Annotated in this window: 17 protein-coding genes; 8 read left to right on the top strand and 9 right to left on the bottom strand. The window is 64.2% G+C overall.

What is annotated here, in order from left to right:
- Window positions 1–65: 65 nt before the first annotated feature.
- From EN869_RS12085 to EN869_RS12070, 4 genes are all read right to left on the bottom strand, one after another.
- Complete coding sequence (locus EN869_RS12085; RefSeq protein ID WP_127229718.1) at window positions 66–1,049, bottom strand: 2-hydroxyacid dehydrogenase; 984 nt, start codon at window positions 1,047–1,049, stop codon at window positions 66–68.
- The gene (locus EN869_RS12080; protein ID WP_127229717.1) at window positions 1,046–2,068 is read right to left on the bottom strand and encodes a LacI family DNA-binding transcriptional regulator; all 1,023 of its coding nucleotides are present in this window, start codon (window positions 2,066–2,068) and stop codon (window positions 1,046–1,048) included. The genes EN869_RS12085 and EN869_RS12080 overlap by 4 nt, the downstream gene beginning before the upstream one ends.
- Before the next feature lie 191 nt (window positions 2,069–2,259).
- Window positions 2,260–3,144, bottom strand: coding sequence for a DMT family transporter (locus tag EN869_RS12075; RefSeq protein WP_127229808.1), 885 nt, complete (start codon window positions 3,142–3,144; stop codon window positions 2,260–2,262).
- Between the two features lie 193 nt (window positions 3,145–3,337).
- Complete coding sequence (locus EN869_RS12070; protein WP_127229716.1) at window positions 3,338–3,748, bottom strand: DUF2000 family protein; 411 nt, start codon at window positions 3,746–3,748, stop codon at window positions 3,338–3,340.
- A gap of 44 nt (window positions 3,749–3,792) precedes the next feature.
- Between EN869_RS12070 and EN869_RS12065 the strand changes: the two genes are divergently transcribed.
- Window positions 3,793–4,677, top strand: a complete 885-nt coding sequence (locus EN869_RS12065) for an AraC family transcriptional regulator (RefSeq protein WP_127229807.1) — start codon at window positions 3,793–3,795, stop codon at window positions 4,675–4,677.
- Between the two features lie 99 nt (window positions 4,678–4,776).
- Here the strand turns inward: EN869_RS12065 and EN869_RS12060 are convergent, their stop codons facing one another.
- On the bottom strand, window positions 4,777–5,250 hold the full coding sequence (locus EN869_RS12060; RefSeq protein WP_112097283.1) for a MarR family transcriptional regulator: 474 nt from the start codon (window positions 5,248–5,250) through the stop codon (window positions 4,777–4,779).
- A 370-nt stretch (window positions 5,251–5,620) separates the two neighbouring features.
- On the opposite strand from EN869_RS12060, the gene EN869_RS12055 reads away from it, so the two are divergent.
- From EN869_RS12055 to EN869_RS12035, 5 genes are all read left to right on the top strand, one after another.
- A complete protein-coding gene (locus EN869_RS12055; protein ID WP_127229715.1) occupies window positions 5,621–6,667 on the top strand; it encodes a GTP-binding protein in 1,047 nt (348 codons plus the stop codon).
- 233 nt (window positions 6,668–6,900) lie between these two features.
- Window positions 6,901–7,875 (top strand): WD40 repeat domain-containing protein, encoded by a 975-nt coding sequence (locus tag EN869_RS12050; protein ID WP_127229714.1) that lies wholly within the window; start codon window positions 6,901–6,903, stop codon window positions 7,873–7,875.
- Between the two features lie 223 nt (window positions 7,876–8,098).
- Window positions 8,099–9,481 carry an aspartate aminotransferase family protein gene (locus tag EN869_RS12045; RefSeq protein ID WP_127226886.1) on the top strand — a complete coding sequence of 461 codons (1,383 nt, stop codon included), beginning with the start codon at window positions 8,099–8,101 and terminating at the stop codon, window positions 9,479–9,481.
- A gap of 11 nt (window positions 9,482–9,492) precedes the next feature.
- Window positions 9,493–10,899 (top strand): glutamine synthetase family protein, encoded by a 1,407-nt coding sequence (locus EN869_RS12040; RefSeq protein ID WP_127226887.1) that lies wholly within the window; start codon window positions 9,493–9,495, stop codon window positions 10,897–10,899.
- 55 nt (window positions 10,900–10,954) lie between these two features.
- Window positions 10,955–11,644, top strand: a complete 690-nt coding sequence (locus EN869_RS12035; RefSeq protein WP_127226563.1) for a UdgX family uracil-DNA binding protein — start codon at window positions 10,955–10,957, stop codon at window positions 11,642–11,644.
- A 285-nt stretch (window positions 11,645–11,929) separates the two neighbouring features.
- Here the strand turns inward: EN869_RS12035 and EN869_RS12025 are convergent, their stop codons facing one another.
- From EN869_RS12025 to EN869_RS12010, 4 genes are all read right to left on the bottom strand, one after another.
- Entirely contained in the window at window positions 11,930–13,189 is a 1,260-nt protein-coding gene (locus EN869_RS12025; RefSeq protein ID WP_127226564.1) for a glycerate kinase, read from the bottom strand.
- Window positions 13,186–13,689, bottom strand: coding sequence for a heme-degrading domain-containing protein (locus EN869_RS12020; RefSeq protein WP_127226565.1), 504 nt, complete (start codon window positions 13,687–13,689; stop codon window positions 13,186–13,188). The genes EN869_RS12025 and EN869_RS12020 overlap by 4 nt, the downstream gene beginning before the upstream one ends.
- A 75-nt stretch (window positions 13,690–13,764) precedes the next feature.
- Window positions 13,765–15,078, bottom strand: coding sequence for a guanine deaminase (gene guaD, locus EN869_RS12015; protein ID WP_127226566.1), 1,314 nt, complete (start codon window positions 15,076–15,078; stop codon window positions 13,765–13,767).
- 2 nt (window positions 15,079–15,080) lie between these two features.
- A complete protein-coding gene (locus EN869_RS12010) occupies window positions 15,081–16,307 on the bottom strand; it encodes a urate hydroxylase PuuD (RefSeq protein WP_127226567.1) in 1,227 nt (408 codons plus the stop codon).
- Window positions 16,308–16,448: 141 nt separating this feature from the next.
- On the opposite strand from EN869_RS12010, the gene EN869_RS12005 reads away from it, so the two are divergent.
- On the top strand, window positions 16,449–17,369 hold the full coding sequence (locus tag EN869_RS12005; protein ID WP_127226568.1) for a LysR family transcriptional regulator: 921 nt from the start codon (window positions 16,449–16,451) through the stop codon (window positions 17,367–17,369).
- 164 nt (window positions 17,370–17,533) lie between these two features.
- Window positions 17,534–18,553, top strand: coding sequence for an IS110 family transposase (locus EN869_RS12000; protein ID WP_127226569.1), 1,020 nt, complete (start codon window positions 17,534–17,536; stop codon window positions 18,551–18,553).
- Window positions 18,554–18,764 lie beyond the last annotated feature (211 nt).

Here is an 18,764-nt window from a genome sequence, read left to right as displayed (position 1 = left end):
ATGATTTCGAAGGGTTAAGCGGGCGTTAAAGCACGGCAAAAGCATTAATGAATGCGGCGAAGATGCTAAGTCCGCGCCTTGACGTTGACAGTCTCCGGAACCGGCGTCAGCGGCCGGCGCTCGGTGAACCAGGTGACGAGGTTGTCGACGCAGAGATCCGCCATGGCGCGGCGGGTGTGCTGCGAGGCGGAGCCAACATGCGGCAGAAGCGAAGTGTTGGAAGCTTCAAGCAGCGCCTCCGGCACGTTCGGCTCGTCGGCAAAGACGTCGAGCCCGGCGGCGGCGATGGTGCCGTTCTTGAGGGCAAACGCCAATGCTGCCTCGTCCACTGTCGAGCCACGGCCGATGTTGACCAGGACGCCATTCGAGCCCAGCGCCGACAGGACCTCCGCGCTGATCGCCTTCTCGGTGGCGGCGCCGCCGGGAGCAATGCAGATCAGCGTATCGACAGCTTCGGCAAGGCCTTTCAACGTCGCATGATATTCGTAGGTCAAGCCTTCGACCTTGCGACGGTTGTGGTAGGCGATCGGCAGGCCGAAGGCTTCAACGCGACGGGCGACCGCAAGACCGATGCGGCCCATGCCGAAAATGCCGACATGGCGGCCGCGCAAGGTAAGCCGGCTCAAACGATAGTTGCCGTGCTTTACCCAGTCGCCGTCGCGCAGATATTTCTCGGCGGCATAGAGCTCCCGCACGGTGTTGATCAGCAGGCCGATCGTGGTGTCGGCGACCTCTTCGGTCAGCACGTCGGGCGTGTTGGTGACCATGACGCCGCGCGTCGCTGCGTGGCGGGCATCGACCGAATCATAGCCGACGCCGAAATTGGCGATGATTTCGAGATTGGGCAGGGCGTCGATCATCGCGGCGTCGATGCCCCCGAAGGAAGCGATGCCGCGCACGGTCTTGCGCATCTCGTCCGTTACCAGCGCAGGATCGGCGCGCTCGATCCGTACACGCCTGAATGCCTTGTCGATCCTGCCGATGGCATGGTCGTTGAAATTGCCCGGCACCAGAATGGCGACCGGCAACGCTTCCCCAGCCTTGGTCATGCACGCTCCACCGGCTTGCCGGTCGACTGCCGCACATGCAGTTCCGGCTTGATCAATTCCTGCGAGGGCCGCACCGCCTGCCCGTTCAATTTGTCGAGCAGGGCGCTGGCAGCGCGGCGGCCGACCTCGCGCTGGCCGTTCCATACTGTGGTCAGCGCCGGCGTCGCGATCGCCGCTTCCTCGAGATCGTCATAGCCGGTGACCGAAATATCGACGCCCGGCACGAGGCCGGCGCGCGCGATGCCGTTCATCAGCCCGATCGCGACCAGATCATTCCAGCAGCAGGCCGCGGTCGGCTTGTCCTTCAGCGCCAGAAACTGTCCCGCGGCCTCGAAGCCCGCCTGCTTGGTGCGTGGCCCGGGAATGCGCCAGGACGGCCTGACTTCCAGCCCGGCCGCTTCCATGGCGTTGACATAGCCCTGGTAACGGTCGCGGCCGGTCGAGGTCTGGTCGGTGCCGCCGATCATGGCGATGCGCTTGTGGCCGAGCGAGATCAGGTGATTGGTGGCAAGCGCGGTGCCATAGGCGTCGTCGCCGCGGAACACCGGCACGTCGGCGCCGGCGACGGTGCGCGCGATCAGCACCGCCGGCAGGCCGTTTTCCTCGGCCATGATGATGTCCTCGGCCGGCGTGCCGATGGCCGGCGACATGATCACGCCGTCTGCGCCGAGCTGCAGCAGCGTGTCGATGAAGGTGCGCTGCTTTTCGAGCTGATCGTAGTGGTTGGAGAGAATGAAGGTCTGGCGGCTGCGGTCGAGCTCGCTTTCGATCGAGCGCAGGATCTCGGCGAAGAACGGGTTCATGATGTCGTGCACGACGACGCCGACGATGCCGGAGCGCGAGGTGCGCAGCGAGGCGGCGCGGCGGTTGTAGATATAGCCGATGGCGCGGGCGTGTTCCTTGATGCGCTCGCGCGTTGCGCCCGCCACCAGCGGGCTGTCGCGCAGCGCCAGGGACACCGTTGCCGTGGAAACGCCGAGCGCATCCGCGATCGTCGAAAGCTTGATCTTCTGTGCCAGTGCCCTTCGCTCCCCAGAGCATGATGCCGAAAAGTGTTCAGCGGTTTTCGGACGACATCATGCTCTATCTTTTTGATTCTAGAGTCGGATTCAGATTTCAGGTTAGACCTGAAATCATCCGACTCTAGGGTCTTCGCAACCACGTCTTTAAATTTTTTAAATGCGGCCTTATGCCATCGATCAGGAGCAATTCAAAGTTTTTTCGCCAGAGTCTCGGCTTCTGTATCCACAGTCGCGAGGTTGCGCAGGCGCAGCCGGTGCTCGCGGTGGATGATGTAAAGACCGCTGGCAACGATGATGGCCGCGCCCAGCAGCGTCCAGCGATCCGGGAACTGGTGGAAGATCACCCAGCCGGAAATGATCATCCACACCATTTGCGAATAGGGGTAAGGCGCAAGTGCCGTCGTGGTGGCGAGGCGATACGCCTGCACCAGCAGATAGTGGCCACCGGCGCCGAAAACGCCCAGCATCAAAAGAATGATCCAGTGCCAGCGGTCCTGCGGCAGCGCATGCGAGAAGGGCAGTGTGGGCAAGAGCAGCACCGCCGGCGCCAAGGCCGAGAACAGAATCAGGCTCTCGGACGTCTCGGTCGACGACATGCGCCGGGTCATGATGACATAAAAACTGTTCGACAGCATCGAGCCCAGCGCGAAGAGATGGCCGATGCCGAACACGCCCACGCCGGGCCGGGTGATGACGAGCACGCCGATAAAGCCGGTGAGGATCGCCAGCCAGCGCCGCCAGCCGGCCCATTCGCCGAGCAGCGGACCGGCAAGCGCGGTGATCACCATCGGGCCGAAGAAATAGATTGAGGTGGTCTCGGCCAGCTGCAGCGTCTTCAGCGCCAGGATGTTGAACATGGTCGAGCCGAAGAGCAGGCAGCCGCGCAAGATATGCGCCGGCAGGTTCTTGGCGCGAAAGCGCACCGGCTCGCGCCAGCCGCGCAGGAAGACGCCGACGAGCAAGACGTGGACGGTGAAACGAGCCCAGGCGACGATCAGCGCCGAGACGCCGGCCAGCACCAGATATTTACTCGAGGTATCGAGAAAGGTGAAGCAGACATAGACGCAAAGCATCAAAAGCATCGCCGCGGGCGGCGTTGCGCTGTCATCGCTGGTTTTGGAAATGGTCAAGGTCGGGCCGGAGGGAAGATACCGTCACCCTTCTGCGGCAATCGTCGCTGGCCGGCAAGCCAAAAGCGACTGGCCCAATAAGCGACCGCTGCAGGCTTAGTCCGCTGCCGTCGGGGGCCGACAGGCTCGACCTGGTTCAGCCATGCATGCGGGCGCCCTTGGTGATCTTGTCGACCAGCTTCTTTTCGGCGCGCAGCGCGATGCCGACGATCTTGGCGTCGTCCGGAGCGAATTCGGCGAAGACGGCGCGGTTGGCGATGTCGTGGCCGGTCGCGAACATCTCCTCGATATAAGCGGATGTCGTGGCGCCCCGCTCCAATGACCGGCGATGGATCGCGCCCAGCGTCGCCCCATCGGCCGACAGGACGATGACCGGCTGGATCGACATGGGGTTGTAGGTGTTTCCGGCGCGGTCGCGATAGGCCTCGCCGATGATCTCGGGGAACTGTGCCACGATACCGCTGGTCAGGAACGCCGTGACGTTGAGCTTCTGCCACACAGGCAGATCGTCGCGCAGAACAATTGCAATTTTCGAATCGAATACCAAGATGGAGACTCCAGGGATGGCCCGTGACGGGCATGGATGAGGCGATGGCGCTGGGTCTAAGCGGCGAAACGCTGGAAGGTCTTGAACGTTCGTGCGCGGATGGGGGCGGGGACCGCATCGTTGCGGCGCCGGGCGGCCTTGGCCTGGAGCGCATCGAAGCGCATTTCCATGGCAACGCCTTCGACCTGCACCGGCACGACACCTACGCCATCGGCGTGACGCTCAACGGCGTGCAGCGCTTCCATTATCGCGGCGCGCTGCAACACAGCCTGCCCGGCCAGGTGATCGTGCTGCATCCAGACGAATTGCACGATGGCGGCGCCGGCACCGAGGATGGGCTGCGCTACAGGATCCTTTACCTGGAGCCGTCCCTGCTGCTCGATTGCCTCGGCGGCGAGCCGCTGCCTTTCGTCCGCGACGCCGTGGTCAGCGACGCTGGCTTGCGCGACACGCTGCTCTCGGCGCTGACGCCGCTGAACGAAGAGCTCGGCGATCTGTTCGTGGCGGATTTCGTTGCGCAGCTGGCGCAACAATTGAGGCGCCACGCCGGACATCCGGCAAAATCAGCGGGCAAGACCGCATGGCGCGCCGCAGCGCTCGCCCGCGACTATCTGGAAGAGAATGCCGAGCGGCCGGTGCGCTCGGATGAGTTGGAAGCTGTCACCGGCCTCGATCGTTATGCGCTGTCGCGGCATTTCCGCGCGACCTACTCGACCAGTCCGCACCGCTTCCTGTTGATGCGCCGGCTGCAAAGGGCACGGCGCATGATCGCCGAAGGGCAGTCATTGGCGGAGATCGCCGCCGGCGCCGGGTTCAGCGATCAGAGCCATTTCAACCGGCATTTCAAGAAGGCGTTCGGGGTTACGCCGGGGCGCTGGGCGACGCTGGTGCGGGGTAAGCGCGACGCGCCGCGTCGCCCTTTCCGCTAAGCCGCCGAGTTTTGAGTGCGCTTTAGGCCACGACGCTGCGCGTCGCGCCTACAATGCTAAGCCGGTGCGTGGAGCGACGACGCTGCGCGTCGCGCTTTGTCACGCTTCGTCCAATTCCGCGTCGTCGTCGATGAGGACCAGGTCTTCGTTCGACAGATTGGCCTCGATGCGGGCCAGCAGCTTGAACAGCGCCTTCTGGTCCTTTTTGTCGAGGCCCTTCAGCGCCTGCTTTTCGGTCTTCTTGACCGACTTTTCGATGGCGCGGATGGTTTCGCGGCCGGACTCGGTGAGGAAGATATGCGCCTGGCGGGCATCGGCCGAGGAGGCGCGCTTTTCCAGGAAACCCTGCGCCTGCAGCCGGTTGATGGTTTTGGTGATAGTCGGCGGGCGCACGCCCAGCCGGCCGGCGAGGTTGCCGGGGGTCTGGCCGTCCTCGCGATCGAGCGCCAGCATGATCTGATCCTGGCCCGCGTAGAAGCCGTGCGCCAGAAGCCGCGCCGCGAGCGCCGTTCGCGCCAGCCGCGCCGCCGAATGCAGCCGGCTCATTGTCGCTGTCTTGTCCGCCTTGGCCATGGTCATTCCCTCTTCGGCCGAACCGGCCCGGACAGCATAGAGGCTGCGCGGCGGCTGGCAAATGACGATTTAAAGAGTCCGGCTTGCAGAAAGCTTTGCCGGCAAGCATTGCGGTGCCCGCGCAGGTGATGCCAGATGTTTATTTCAGTTAGATGACAAACGACTTTTGGACCGGCGAGATTCACAGCAGCGCGGCATCGAGCCAACCGGAACCTGACAAGCAGCTCCGTCGGCGCCGCGCTTTGGCGAGAATTTTCCGCCTCGGCGGACACCAAAAAGGGCTGTCAGCTGGCCCAGCGGTTTGCGACGTGCAAAAGCCGCCGCGCCATCCTATATGAGGCCGACAAATCCAAGATTTTCGAGGCAAGCCATGAGCGATGCACAGACGCAAATCCCCGTAACCGTTCTCACCGGCTATCTCGGCGCGGGCAAGACGACGCTGCTCAACCGCATCCTGTCGGAGAACCACGGCAAGCGTTACGCCGTCATCGTCAACGAGTTCGGCGAGATCGGCATCGACAACGACCTGATCGTCGAATCCGACGAGGAAATCTACGAGATGAACAATGGCTGCGTGTGCTGCACGGTGCGCGGCGACCTGATCCGTGTCGTCGAGGGCCTGATGCGCCGTCCGGGCCGCTTCGACGCCATCGTCGTCGAGACCACGGGTCTCGCGGACCCAGTGCCGGTGGCGCAGACCTTCTTCATGGATGACGACGTGCGCACCAAGACCAAGCTCGACGCGGTGGTGGCGCTGGTCGACGCCAAGCATTTGCCGCTGCGGCTCAAGGATTCCAAGGAAGCCGAGGACCAGATCGCCTTCGCCGACGTCGTGGTGCTGAACAAGACCGATCTCGTCACACCGGAAGAGCTCGAAAAGGTCGAGGCGACGGTTCGCGCCATCAACCCGGCGGCAAAAATCCATCGCACGCAGCGGTCCGGCGTGGCGCTCGAGGAAGTGCTCGACCGCGGCGCCTTCGACCTGTCGCGGGCGCTGGAGAACGATCCGCATTTCCTCGAGGCGCACGACCTCGATCATGACCATGACCATGATCACGACCACCATCATGATCATGACGGGCACGACCATCATCACCACCATGCTTCCGACATCCACGACGTGACGGTGAAGTCGGTGTCGCTGCGCGGCGGCGAGATGGACCCGAAGAAGTTCTTCCCCTGGATCGAGAAGGTGACCCAGATGGAAGGGCCGAACATCCTGCGGCTGAAGGGCATCATCGCGCTCAGGGGCGACGAGGACCGCTATGTGCTGCAGGGCGTGCATATGATCCTCGAAGGTGATCACCAGCGCGCCTGGAAGGACGGCGAAAAGCACGAGAGCCGCCTGGTCTTCATCGGCCGGGATCTCGACGCCGAGCGACTGCGCAAGAGTTTTGAAGCCTGCCAGGCGGCTTGATTTCCTGACCTTCAGACGCTAGCGCTGCCCCCTTCTTTCCTTCTCCCCTTGTGGGAGAAGGTGGCCTCGCGAAGCGAGGTCGGATGAGGGGTGCTCCAGCTTGGCAAGGACGGCAATCCGTCACCCACCCCTCAACCGTCTCGGCGCTGCGCGCCGATCCACCTTCTCCCACAAGGGGAGAAGGCAAGGTCGCACCCAGCGGTGCCGACGTTATTCCGGATGGACCTTCTACAATGCCTACAGTCGCCCCACTTGATCTCGAAGGCCATTGCGTCGCCGCCGTCTTCCTCGACGACGTGCCGCATTTCGCTTTGGCCGATGGCGCGGTCCATCGCCTGGACAACGGGCAAAAGACGGTGCAGGCCAATGACGGCCTGCTTGCCGCCTTTCATGACGCGGCCAACGGCCGGCTGATCACCGGTGGTGAGGACGGCAAGGTGTTTGCCGTCAAGGCCGGCGGCGCGGTGAGCGAGTTGGCCAGCGCCGGGAGGAAATGGGTGACCAGCGTCACTGCCGGACCGCAGGGGGCGATCGCCTATGCCTCCGGCAAAACCGCCTTCGTGCGGTTCGCCGACGGCAAGATCAAGGAATTCGCCCATCCGCGCTCGGTGGAGGGGCTCGCCTTCTCGCCCAAGGGCATTCGGTTCGGCGTCGCCCGTTACAATGGCGCGACGCTGCATTTCCCTGCCGCCGAGGGCAAGCCCGTCGAGCTCGAATGGGCCGGCGCCCATACCGGCATCACTTTCTCGCCGGATGGGGCGTTCCTGGTCACCACCATGCAGGAAAACGCGCTGCATGGCTGGAAGCTGGCCGACGGCAAGCACATGCGCATGAGCGGCTATCCCAGCAAGGTGAAGAGCCTGTCCTGGAGCGTGAAGGGCAAATGGCTGGCGAGCTCGGGCGCGCCGGCTGCGATTGTGTGGCCGTTCGCCAGTAAAGACGGACCCATGGGCAAGGCGCCGCTGGAGCTCGGCACGCGCGGCAACACGATGGTGACCTGCGTCGCCTGCCATCCCAGCCAGGACGTCGTGGCCATCGGCTATGAGGACGGCATGGTGATCGCGGCCCGCTTCGCCGATGCCAAGGAAGTGCTGCTGCGCCGCCCCGGCAAGGGCGCCATCACCGCGATGATGTGGGATAAGGAAGAGCGCCGCATCGTGTTCGGAAGCGCTGCCGGCGATTGCGGCGTCATCGATATCACTGCATAGGGGAATAGGGGAATAAGGCCCCTACTCCCCTACTCCCCTACTCCCCTACTCCCCTACTCCCCTACTCCCCTACTCCCCTACTCCCCTACTCCCCTACTCCCCTACTCCCCTACTCCCCTACTCCCCTACTCCCCTACTGCCTGATCCAACGTCCGCCCCGCCCCGGCCAATTGCAGTTTTGCCAAGCCATGGGCAGAGTGCCGCGCGAAACACAGGGGTTTTCATGCAGGCATCGGACAGTTCCAGGAATTCCATCGGCGGCATCGACGTCGCCCGCATCGCCGAATTGCGCGAAGCGGAGGCGGCGGCCTTCCGCAAGGCGCGGCCGAACTCCGAGGCGAAGCTTGGCAACGGCATTGCCGGCTTCCTCGGCGGCGTGCCGATGCACTGGATGACCGACTGGCCGACACCGTTTCCGATCCTGGTCGACGGCGCCAAAGGCGCCACCATCACCGACATCGACGGCAACAAGCTCGACGATTTCTGCTTGGGCGACACCGGCTCGATGCTCGGCCATTCGCCGCCGGCCGTCGCGCGCGCCATCCGCAGGCAGGCGGCGCGGGGCCTGACCTACATGCTGCCCAGCGAGGATGCGTTGGCGATCGGCACGCTGTTGCAGCAGCGCTTTGGGCTGCCCTATTGGCAGATCGCCACCACCGCCACCGACGCCAACCGCTTCGCGCTGCGCGTCGCCCGCGCCGTGACGGGCCGCGAAAAGATCCTGGTCTTCAACGGCTGCTACCACGGCTCGGTCGACGAGACGATGGTGCGGCTGATCGACGGCAGGCCGGTGAACCGGCCGGGGCTGGCCGGCGAGTTTCGCGATCTCACGCGGGCGACCAAGATCGTCGAGTTCAACGATGTCGCCGCCCTCGAGGCCGCTCTGGCCGACCGCGACGTTGCCTGCGTCATCACCGAGCCGGTTCTGACCAATTCCTGCATGGTGCTGCCGCAACCCGGCTTTCACGACGCGATGCGGCGTTTGACCCGATCGGCCGGCACGCTGCTTTTGATCGATGAGACGCACACGATTTCGACCGGTCCCGGCGGCTACACGCGCAAGCACGGTCTGGAGCCGGACCTGTTCGTGCTCGGCAAGCCGGTGGCGGGCGGCGTCCCGGCGAGCATCTGGGGCATGAGCGAGGAGGTCGCCACCCGCTACGGCGCTTATAACCGCACCAAGGAGCCAGGCTATTCCGGCATGGGCACGACGCTGTCGGCCAATCCGCTGCAATTCGCGGCGATGCGCGCCACGCTGGAAGGGGTCATGACCGAGGAAGCCTATGCCCATATGGACCGGCTGGCGCGCCGGCTCGATGCGGGGCTCTCCGCCGTCATTGAGCGAAACAAGCTGCCCTGGCATGTCGCGCGGGTCGGCGCGCGCGTGGAGTTCATCTGCGCGCCCGGGCCGCTGAAGAATGGTGGCGAGGCGGAGAAGGCGCATGCGCCGGAGCTGGAAGCCGCCGTTCATGTGGCGCTGGTCAATCGCGGCGTGCTGATCGCGCCGTTCCACAACATGATGCTGATTTCGCCGGCGACGACAGCGGCGCAAGTGAGCCGGCTGATCGCCGCCTTCGCCGCGGTTGCGGCCAGGCTTACGGCATGAGAAAAGCGGCGATGGACAATCCGAACGCCGTTGCCACCTCCCCTTCCGGCTCGACGCCCGCCGAGGCAAAGGCCTTTCTCGACGCGCATCCCGAGATCGAGGCGTTCGACATCGTACTCACCGACGCCAACGGCATCGGCCGCGGCAAGATCGTGCGCCGGCACGAGCTGATGGGCATTTTCGAGAACGGAAGGCACCTGCCGATCTCGATCCTCGGCCTCGACATCACCGGCGAGGACGTGCACGAGACCGGGCTGGTGTGGGATACCGGCGACGGCGATCTGCGGGCCTGGCCGATCCCCGGCACGTTGGTCCCGCTGCACGGCACCAACCCGCCGCGCGGCCAGGTTCTGATGTCCATGCACCATCTCGACGGCCAGCCGATGACCTCCGATCCGCGGCTGGTGCTGGCAAGGCAGGTGGAGCTGCTGGCGGCGCGCGGCCTGCATCCGGCCGGCGCCTTCGAGCTGGAGTTTTTCCTGCTGTCCAATGACCGCGACGCTGACGGCAAGGTGCAGCCCGCCCGCGCGGTGCTCGACGGCCGCCGTTCTGCGAAGACCGAAGTCTATTCGGTCGACCACCTGCACGGCATGGAGCCGCTGTTTTCCGACATCTACGCCGCGGCCAAGGCGCAAGGCATTCCGGCCGAGACCGTCATTTCCGAATACGCTCCCGGCCAGTACGAGCTGACGCTCAACTACCGCAAGGACGTGATGCGGGCAGCCGACGACCTCGTCATGCTGAAGCGGCTGGTGAGAGCCCAGGCGCGCCGGCACGGCGTCACCGCCTGTTTCATGGCCAAGCCCATCGAGGCCTATGCCGGTTCGGGCATGCATTTCCACGTCTCGCTGCAGGACGACGCCGGCAAAAACGTCTTCACCGAGGCCGCCGGCGAAAAATGGTCGCCGATCCTGCTCAACGCGCTTGGCGGGTTGATCCACACCATGGCGGAATCGATGCTGGTGTTTGCGCCGCACGCCAATTCCTGGCGCCGCTTCGTCTCGCAATCCTACGCGCCCGTGGCGCCGACATGGGGCGTCAACAACCGCTCGGTGGCGCTGCGCGTGCCGGCGGGCGACGCCAGGAACCGCCGCATCGAGCATCGGCCGTCGGGCGTCGACGCCAACCCCTATCTGGTGGCGGCGACGGTGCTGGCCGGCATCGTCAAGGGTCTCGACGAGAAGCTGGACCCAGGTCCCGAGACAACCGGCAACGGCTACGAGCAGGCGACCGGGAAATCGACCATGCCGGCCGACTGGCGCGCCGCGATCGAGGCGGCCCGCGCCTCGGATTTCCTGAAATCGGCACTCGGCGCCGACCTGCACCGGACCTTCGTGGCGATCAAGCAGGCGGAGTATCTGCGCGTCGCGCGCACCGTCAGCGAATTGGATTATCACCTCTACCTGCACGAGGTGTGAGCGGAACCATCGCCATGCTCGCCCATTTCAAGTTTGAAGTGGGCGAGACAGAACGATGGCAACAATACCGTCAACAACGGCCTTGCAGCGTGACGCGAAGCATCCGGCCAGGCGTGTCCCTGGGCTGGAGCCAGAGCCGACCGTAGGAGACGATGCCACCTCCATCGGCGCGGCGCGCGAGGCGGCAAAAGGCTGCCGCCGCTGCCCGCTCTGGCGCAATGCGACGCAGACGGTGTTCGGTGAAGGACCGGAGAATGCCGAGGTGATCTTCGTCGGCGAACAGCCGGGCGACCAGGAGGACTTGGCCGGCAAGCCGTTCGTCGGGCCGGCGGGCAGGGTGTTCGACAGCATATTGGACGACGCCGCGATCGACCGCCGCAAGGTCTATGTGACCAATGCGGTCAAGCATTTCAAATTCGAGCCGCGGGGCAAGCGACGCATCCATTCGAAGCCCAATGCCGGCGAGATCCAGGCCTGTCGCTGGTGGCTGGACAAGGAGCTCGACCTGATCAAGCCACACGTTGCCGTAGCGCTTGGCGCGACCGCCGCACAGGCGCTCCTCGGCAAGGCGGTGCCGATCTTGAAGATGCGTGGCAATGTGATCGAACGCGACGACGGCCTGCGGGTGTTCATCACCATCCATCCATCCCTCATCCTCCGCATCCGCGAGCCGGCGGACAAGGAAGCGGAGCGGGAGCGGTTTTTAAGGGATATGCGGAAGGTGAGGGGGTTGATGGCGGCTTGAAACGAAAGGAACGCAAAGTGAGATTTGTAGCGTTCCTTCACGCCCCCCCTCTGTCCTGCCGGACATCTCCCCCACAAGGGGGGAGATTGGCAGTTTCGGACTCTCGCTTACTTCTGCGGCGCTGGAGATTGGCGCAACGTGGGAGATTGGCGAAAGCAGCGGCGACGGCTGATCTCCCCCCTTGTGGGGGAGATGTCCGGCAGGACAGAGGGGGCGCTGTCCCGCCAGCGTCTCAAAGCTTCGCTCCTGCTTCGCCCTGGAATGACGACGTCAGCGCTTATTGCGCTACCGGACGAGAATGGCCCTCAGATCATTCACATTCGTCCCGGTCGGACCCGGCACGAACAAATCTCCAACCGCATTGAATGCCGTCCAGGCGTTGTTGCCGGCGAGCATTGCCTTGGCATCGATACCTGCCGCGCGCATGCGCGACACTATGGAGCCGTCGGCGAAGGCGCCTGCATTGTTCTCGGAGCCGTCGATGCCATCAGTATCGGCGGCCAAAGCATGGATGCCATCGATGCCATCGATCCCGATGGCGAAGGCGAGCAGGAATTCGGAGTTGCGGCCGCCCTTGCCTTTTGCCCGCAGCGTCACCGTCGTCTCGCCGCCGGACAGGATCAGCACGGGCTTGGCGAACGGCCGGTTGCGTGTCGCCACTTCGCGGGCGATCGCGGCGTGGACGCCGCCGACCTCGCGGGCCTCGCCCTCGATCGCGTCCGACAGAATCACGGCTTCGATGCCTTGCCGCTTCGCTTCGGCGGCGGCGGCTTCCAGCGACACGCCGGCAGAGGCGGTCAGGTGCACCTCGTTGCCGGCAAAGCGCAAATCGTTAGGACGCGGCGCGTCGGCGGCCGGCGAATTGATGTGCGCCATCACCGAGGCCGGCAGCTTCATGCCATAGGCGGCTATCGAAGCCAGTGCGTCCTCGCGGCTGCCAGTGTCGGGAACGGTCGGCCCCGAGGCGACCAATGCCGGATTGTCGCCGGGGATATCGGAGACGACCAGCGACACCACGCGCGCCGGATGCGCCGCGGCGGCAAGGCGCCCGCCCTTGATGGTCGAGACATGCTTGCGGATGGTGTTCATCGCCGCGATCGGCGCACCGGAGGCGAGCAACGCCTCGTTGACGGCAATCTCGTCGGCAAGCGTCAGGCCGGGAGCGGGTGACGGCAGCAGGGCCGAGCCGCCGCCGGAAATCAGCGCCACGACCAGATCGTCGGCGGTCAGAGCCCGCACCTTCTCCAGCAGCCGGCGCGAGGCTTCGAGGCCGGCGCCATCCGGCACCGGGTGCGCCGCCTCGATGATTTCGATGCGCTCGCATTTCGCGCCATAGCCGTAACGGGTGACGACGAGGCCGTTGATTGGTCCGTCCCAGACTTTCTCGAAGGCCGCCGCCATCTGCGCCGAGCCCTTGCCGGCGCCGATCACGATGGTGCGGCCCTTCGGCTTCGCCGGCAAATGATTGCGGATCGTCTTTTCCGGATCGGCGGCCGCGACGGCGGCGTTGAAGATCGAGATGAGAAAGGTTTTCGGGTCGATCATTTTTCTTCCGGCGGCAGCGCGAGCTTGCTTGCATCGATGCCGAGATGGGCGCAGAGCGCATCGACGACGACGCCATGATCCTCGCGCTCGGGCAGGCCCGAAACGGCGATGACGGCGATGACACCGACGCCCTTCACCGTGACAGGGAAGCCACCGCCGGCGAGCACATAGTCGGCGATATCCAGCCCCTCGCCGACCTTGAAGGTGCGGTCGGGCCGCTGCTGCTCCAGGACAAGACGGTAGGTGCTAATCAAATAGCGCTTCACGACATTGATCTTGCGCCGCGCCCAATCGGGATTGGAGGCGTTGGAGCCTGGCATGGCGGCATAGAAGAGCGGCCGGTCGAAGGTTCTGATGTCGACGATGATCGGGAGATCTTCCTTCAGAGCCCGGTCCCTGATGGCGGAGCCGATCTTGAAGGCGACGGCCTCATCGAAGGCCGGAAAGACCAACGTGGCTTCCTGTTTCTTGATCAGAGCGATGTCGTCGGCGGTGGCCATGGCGTTCCCCTGTCAGCGTCGACGCACGCTTTGGCCGATGACTGACGCCGGGTCAAGCCAAGAGCGCCTCAAAGCTCATGCCACAATCGCGCTCTTCGCCGGCCGCCCCGCCACATAGACCTCGCGCATTGCTCGGTCGTCGCCCAGCGTTTGCAGCAGGAAGAGTTCCTCGGCCAGCGTCTCGACCGTCTCCATCCTGAGCCGCATGCCCGGTGTGGAACGGGCGTCGAGCACGACGATGTCGGCGTCGGTGCCTTCATCCAGCGTGCCGACCTTGTTCACCACCGACAGCGCCTCGGCGTTGCCGCGTGTCAGCTGCCAGAAGGACTGGAACGGGTTCAGCTTCTCGCCGTTCAGCGCGATCACCTTGTAGCCCTCGTCCATGGTGCGCAGCATCGAATAGTTGGTGCCGCCGCCGACATCGGTGGCGGCCGCGATGCGCAACGGTGCCTCGCGCCGGCGGTAGCGCTGGTAGTCGAACAGGCCGGAGCCGAGGAAGAGATTGGAGGTCGGGCAGAACACCGCCACGGAGCCCGACTGCGACAGCGCGTCGGCCTCGCGCTCGGACAGATGGATGCAGTGGCCGAACAGGCTCTTTTTACTGAGCAGCCCGTAATGCTCGTAGACGTCGGTGTAGTCGCGCGACCAGGGGTAGAGCTCCTGGGTGAAGGCGATCTCGGCGTGGTTTTCCGACAGATGCGTCTGCATGTGGAGGTCGGGATATTCGCGGCAGAGCGCGCCGGCCATCTCCATCTGCTCGGGGGTAGACGTGATCGCGAAGCGAGGGGTGATGGCATAGAGTTGGCGGCCCTTACCGTGCCATTCGGCGATCAGCGCCTTGCTGTCATCGTAACTCGTCTTCGGCGTGTCGAGCACGCCGTCCGGCGCGTTGCGGTCCATCATCACCTTGCCGGCGATGTTGAGCATGTTGCGCTCGTGCGACTCGGCGAAGAAGGCTTCCGCTGACGATCTGTGCACGGAGCAGTAGGCGGCGACTGTCGTCGTGCCGTGGCGCAGCATTTCGTCGAGGAAGAGCCGCGCGATGCGGCGCCCGTGCTGCGCGTTCTGGAATTTCGACTCTTCGGGAAACGTGTATTTGTTCAGCCAGTCGAGCAGCTCGGCGCCGTAGGAGGCGATGATCTGCATCTGCGGCACATGGACGTGCGCATCGAGGAAGCCCGGCAGGATGAGATGCGGGCGATGGTCGATCGTCTCGACGCCTGCGCCGGCCTTCTTCAGGACGTCGGCATAGGAACCGGCGGCAATGATCTTGCCGTCGTCGATCAGCAGGGCGCCATCCTCCTCGTAACGCCAGGCGGAGTGGTCATCGACCGTTTCGGGCCAACGCAGGAAGGACAGCGTGCGCCCGCGTAGAAGCTTTGAGGTCATGCTTACTTTCCGGCGCCTTCGAACCAGGCGACGAGAAGGGCGCGTTCCTGGTCGGTTATGTGGCTGACATTGGCGGGCGGCATGGCATGCGCCCGGCCGGCCTGAATATAAATCTCGCGGGCATGCTCGGCGATGCGAGCATCGGTGTCGAGCAGCACGCCCTTAGGCGCATGGTAGATGCCTTCATACACCGGCTCCTCGGAATGGCACATGGAGCAGCGGCCGAGCACGGTGTCGCGCACCGCCGGGAAATGCGCCGAGGCGATAAAGACCTGCGCGGCAACGGAGGCGGCAGAGGTTTTCGGCTCGCCGGTCAGCACTTTCGGCACGGTCGACAGCCAGATGATGATTATGAACAGCACGGCCGCGCCCAGCCAGGTCCAGGTCGGATTGCCCTTCCTGGCGTGCACCGTGTTGAAGTAATGCCGGATCAGCACCCCGATGATGAAGACCAGCGAGGCGATGACCCAGTTGAACTGCGTCCCAAACGCCAGCGGGTAGTGGTTCGACAGCATCAGGAACAGGACCGGCAAGGTCAGGTAGTTGTTGTGCAGCGAGCGCTGCTTGGCGATCTTGCCGTATTTCGGGTCCGGCTTGCGGCCAGCGATCAGGTCGGCGACGACGATCTTCTGGTTCGGGATGATGACCATGAAGACATTGGCCGACATAATCGTGGCGGTGATGGCGCCCAGATGCAGAAAGGCGGCGCGGCCGGTGAAGAGATGGGTGAGCCCCCAGGCGATGAACACCAGCACACAATAGAGCACCAGCATCAGCCCGGTGTCGCTTTTGCCGAGCGGCGAGCGGCAGAGCAGGTCATAGACGATCCAGCCGATGCCGATGGTGGCCAGGGACAAAAGTATGCCGACCGGCACCGAGATGTTGAGCACGTTGGGATCGATCAGGAACAGATCGGCGCCGGCATAGTAGACCACGCACAGCATGGCGAAGCCCGACAGCCAGGTGGCGTAGGATTCCCATTTGAACCAGGTCAAATGCTCCGGCATTTCGGCCGGCGCCACCAGGTATTTCTGGATGTGGTAGAAGCCGCCGCCATGCACCTGCCACTCTTCGCCGAAAGCGCCGGCAGGCAGGCCGGGACGCTGGCGCAGGCCGAGATCGAGCGCGACGAAATAGAAGGACGAGCCGATCCAGGCGATGCCGGTGATGACATGCAGCCAGCGGACGGCGAAGCTCAGCCAGTCCCAGAAAATCGCGAAATCCATCATTGAGATCGTCCCTGCCGATTACGCGACTTTACGGGCTGCGGCGCAAACGAAAAGAGGCGAGGTGCGCGATGACTTTCAAAAAAAAATAAAAAATACTAGAGTTGCCCCACGCAGCCGCATGAAAGCCACGGAAGCCGCCGCATGGCCTATCTCGACAACATCGCCGTCTTCGTCCGCGTCGTTGAGCTCGGCAATCTGTCGGCGGCGGGCAGGGACATGCGCCTTTCGCCGGCGGTCGCCTCGAACCGCATCAAGGAACTGGAAAAGCACCTTGGCGTGCGATTGTTCAACCGCACGACAAGGCAGTTGATGCCGACCGAGCACGGCACGGTGTTCTATACCGGCGCCAAGCAGGTGCTGGACGCGATCACCGAGGCGGAAGCCGCGGTCGCGGCACTTTCCGGCCAGCCGCGCGGCACGATCCGGGTGATGGCGCCGCTCGGTCTCGGCCGGCGGCTGATCGCCTCCGGTATCCCCGACTTCCATGACAAATATCCCGATATCGAGGTGCGGCTCAGGCTCTCCGACCACAATGTCGACATCATGAAGGAAGGCATCGACGTCGCCTTCCGACTCGGAATCATCGAGGATTCCAGCCTGCGCATGCGCGGCGTCTTGGAATGCGAGCGCGTGCTGGTGGCGGCGCCGAAATACCTGGAAACACGCGGCGAGCCCGCCGAACCGCAGGAACTGGTCGGCAAGAAGCATGACTGCCTGATGCTGCGCTATGCCGGCACGCGCGAATTCGTCTGGGCGCTGCAGACGCCGAACGGCGTGCAGAAATTCGAAGTGCACGGTCCCTACGACACCGACGACGGCGATGTGCTGACCGGTTGGGCGCTGTCGGGGCGTGGCATCATCAACAAGCCGCGCTTCGAGGTCGAGCCCTTCATCCGCGACCAGCGGCTAAAGGTGATCCTGGCCAAGACGCCGCCGACGCCGGTGCAGCTCGCGGCCGTCTATCCGCACAAGAAGCTGCAGGATCCGAAGGTGCGGCTGCTGCTCGACTTCATGGCCGAACGCTGCCAGCGGCTGATCAGGGATATTTTGGCCGGGAAGTAGCGCTGGCTTTGCCTCGGGATTGGCCGAAGCCCGCGAACTTCTTCATCCACGGGCGGAGCGACGCGAAGCGGAGCGCAGACCCGAGGATCCTGTGTGTTGGTTTCGGTGTATGGTTGAGGTGGGAAGGAGACCGAGTGGATCCTGGTCGTCCTTTCGGACAGGCCGTGGCATGGCCCGGTCCCTTCCCACCGGTGAACCATCAACCTGAACAGTTGCACGGGGCTGTTCGAAGCAGACCCCGCACCACAGGAAGAGGCGTGGACATGATAGCCCAGAACTATGTCGGCTGCGACATCTCCAAGCAGTGGCTCGACTTTTTTGATGAGACAAGCGGTCGTCTTCGGCGCATCGATAACCAGGCCGATGCGATCGCGGCCTATGTGGCGGGCCTTGATCCCAGTCGGGACTTCGTCGTCATGGAGGCGACAGGCGTGCATGACCGGCTGCTGCGCCATGCGCTGGCCAAGGCCGGCGTGCCATTCTCGCGGCACAACCCGGCGCACACCCACCACTATTCGAAGTCGACGCGACGGCGCGCCAAGACCGATCCTCTCGATGCCAGGATGCTGAGCGGCTACGGCCGCCGCTATAACCCTGAGGCCGAGCCGGCGCCGAGCGAAGAAGTCGAGCAGCTTCAATCGCTTGCTGGCCACCGCGATCAACTGGTCGGGATGCGGGCAACGCTGAAGAAGCAACTCAGCGAGGCCTTCGAGGAGATCGTCATCACCAGCCTTGAAGACCTGATCGCCGACCTCGACACGCGCATCAAGGCGTTCGAGAGCCAGATTGCCGCAGTCATTCGTCAAAACCAGGACACCGCCCGCGACCATGCGCTGATGGTCTCCGTGCCCGGTGCCTCCAAGGGCGGCGCGCTCTCTTTGCTGGCGCTCCTGCCCGAGCTCGGCCAGCGCTCACCCAAGGCGATCGCCGCGCTCGTCGGCCTTGCCCCGTTCGACAACAAGAGCGGCAAGCTCAACCGCAGGAGCCAGATCCAGGGCGGGCGATCACGCGTGCGCCGCGCCCTCTACATGGCAGCCCTCACCGCCATCAGAGCCTGTGAGCGCTTCAAGACCTTCTACACAGCGCTTGCTGCCCGCTCGGGGTCCAAGAAACTGGCCATCATCGCCGTCGAGCTCCTGGTCGTCCTCAACGCTATCATTCGCGACATAACCGCATTCGCATGAACACAGTTGCCATTCCGTGGCCTTAATCGTGATGCACCGGAGCAGAATTCTGCATCGTTGGGCGGCGCTTCGAAGTCACGGAATGGATTCTATGGTTCTCCGCCGCGTCGCTTCGCTCCTTGCTCCGCCATAGAATGACGACCGCGATGGGCGTTCAGGCTAATCGCCGAAGCACGTTGCACGCGACATTGGGACCGTCAAGACCTCTGCC

Source organism: Mesorhizobium sp. M2D.F.Ca.ET.226.01.1.1, assembly GCF_004022705.2.
Lineage (GTDB): Bacteria > Pseudomonadota > Alphaproteobacteria > Rhizobiales > Rhizobiaceae > Mesorhizobium.
Note: the sequence above shows the minus strand (reverse complement) of the source record. Positions and strands in the feature narration are given on the sequence as shown.

What these genes read in the sequence shown, in the direction of transcription:
- EN869_RS12085 (WP_127229718.1), bottom strand. Translation starts at nt 1,049, where the DNA reads ATGACCAAGGCTGGGGAAGCGTTGCCGGTCGCCATTCTGGTGCCGGGC.
- EN869_RS12075 (WP_127229808.1), bottom strand. Translation starts at nt 3,144, where the DNA reads ATGCTTTGCGTCTATGTCTGCTTCACCTTTCTCGATACCTCGAGTAAA.
- EN869_RS12065 (WP_127229807.1), top strand. Translation starts at nt 3,793, where the DNA reads ATGGCGCTGGGTCTAAGCGGCGAAACGCTGGAAGGTCTTGAACGTTCG.
- EN869_RS12060 (WP_112097283.1), bottom strand. Translation starts at nt 5,250, where the DNA reads ATGGCCAAGGCGGACAAGACAGCGACAATGAGCCGGCTGCATTCGGCG.
- EN869_RS12055 (WP_127229715.1), top strand. Translation starts at nt 5,621, where the DNA reads ATGAGCGATGCACAGACGCAAATCCCCGTAACCGTTCTCACCGGCTAT.
- EN869_RS12050 (WP_127229714.1), top strand. Translation starts at nt 6,901, where the DNA reads ATGCCTACAGTCGCCCCACTTGATCTCGAAGGCCATTGCGTCGCCGCC.
- EN869_RS12045 (WP_127226886.1), top strand. Translation starts at nt 8,099, where the DNA reads ATGCAGGCATCGGACAGTTCCAGGAATTCCATCGGCGGCATCGACGTC.
- EN869_RS12040 (WP_127226887.1), top strand. Translation starts at nt 9,493, where the DNA reads ATGGACAATCCGAACGCCGTTGCCACCTCCCCTTCCGGCTCGACGCCC.
- EN869_RS12035 (WP_127226563.1), top strand. Translation starts at nt 10,955, where the DNA reads ATGGCAACAATACCGTCAACAACGGCCTTGCAGCGTGACGCGAAGCAT.
- EN869_RS12025 (WP_127226564.1), bottom strand. Translation starts at nt 13,189, where the DNA reads ATGATCGACCCGAAAACCTTTCTCATCTCGATCTTCAACGCCGCCGTC.
- EN869_RS12020 (WP_127226565.1), bottom strand. Translation starts at nt 13,689, where the DNA reads ATGGCCACCGCCGACGACATCGCTCTGATCAAGAAACAGGAAGCCACG.
- guaD (WP_127226566.1), bottom strand. Translation starts at nt 15,078, where the DNA reads ATGACCTCAAAGCTTCTACGCGGGCGCACGCTGTCCTTCCTGCGTTGG.
- EN869_RS12010 (WP_127226567.1), bottom strand. Translation starts at nt 16,307, where the DNA reads ATGATGGATTTCGCGATTTTCTGGGACTGGCTGAGCTTCGCCGTCCGC.
- EN869_RS12005 (WP_127226568.1), top strand. Translation starts at nt 16,449, where the DNA reads ATGGCCTATCTCGACAACATCGCCGTCTTCGTCCGCGTCGTTGAGCTC.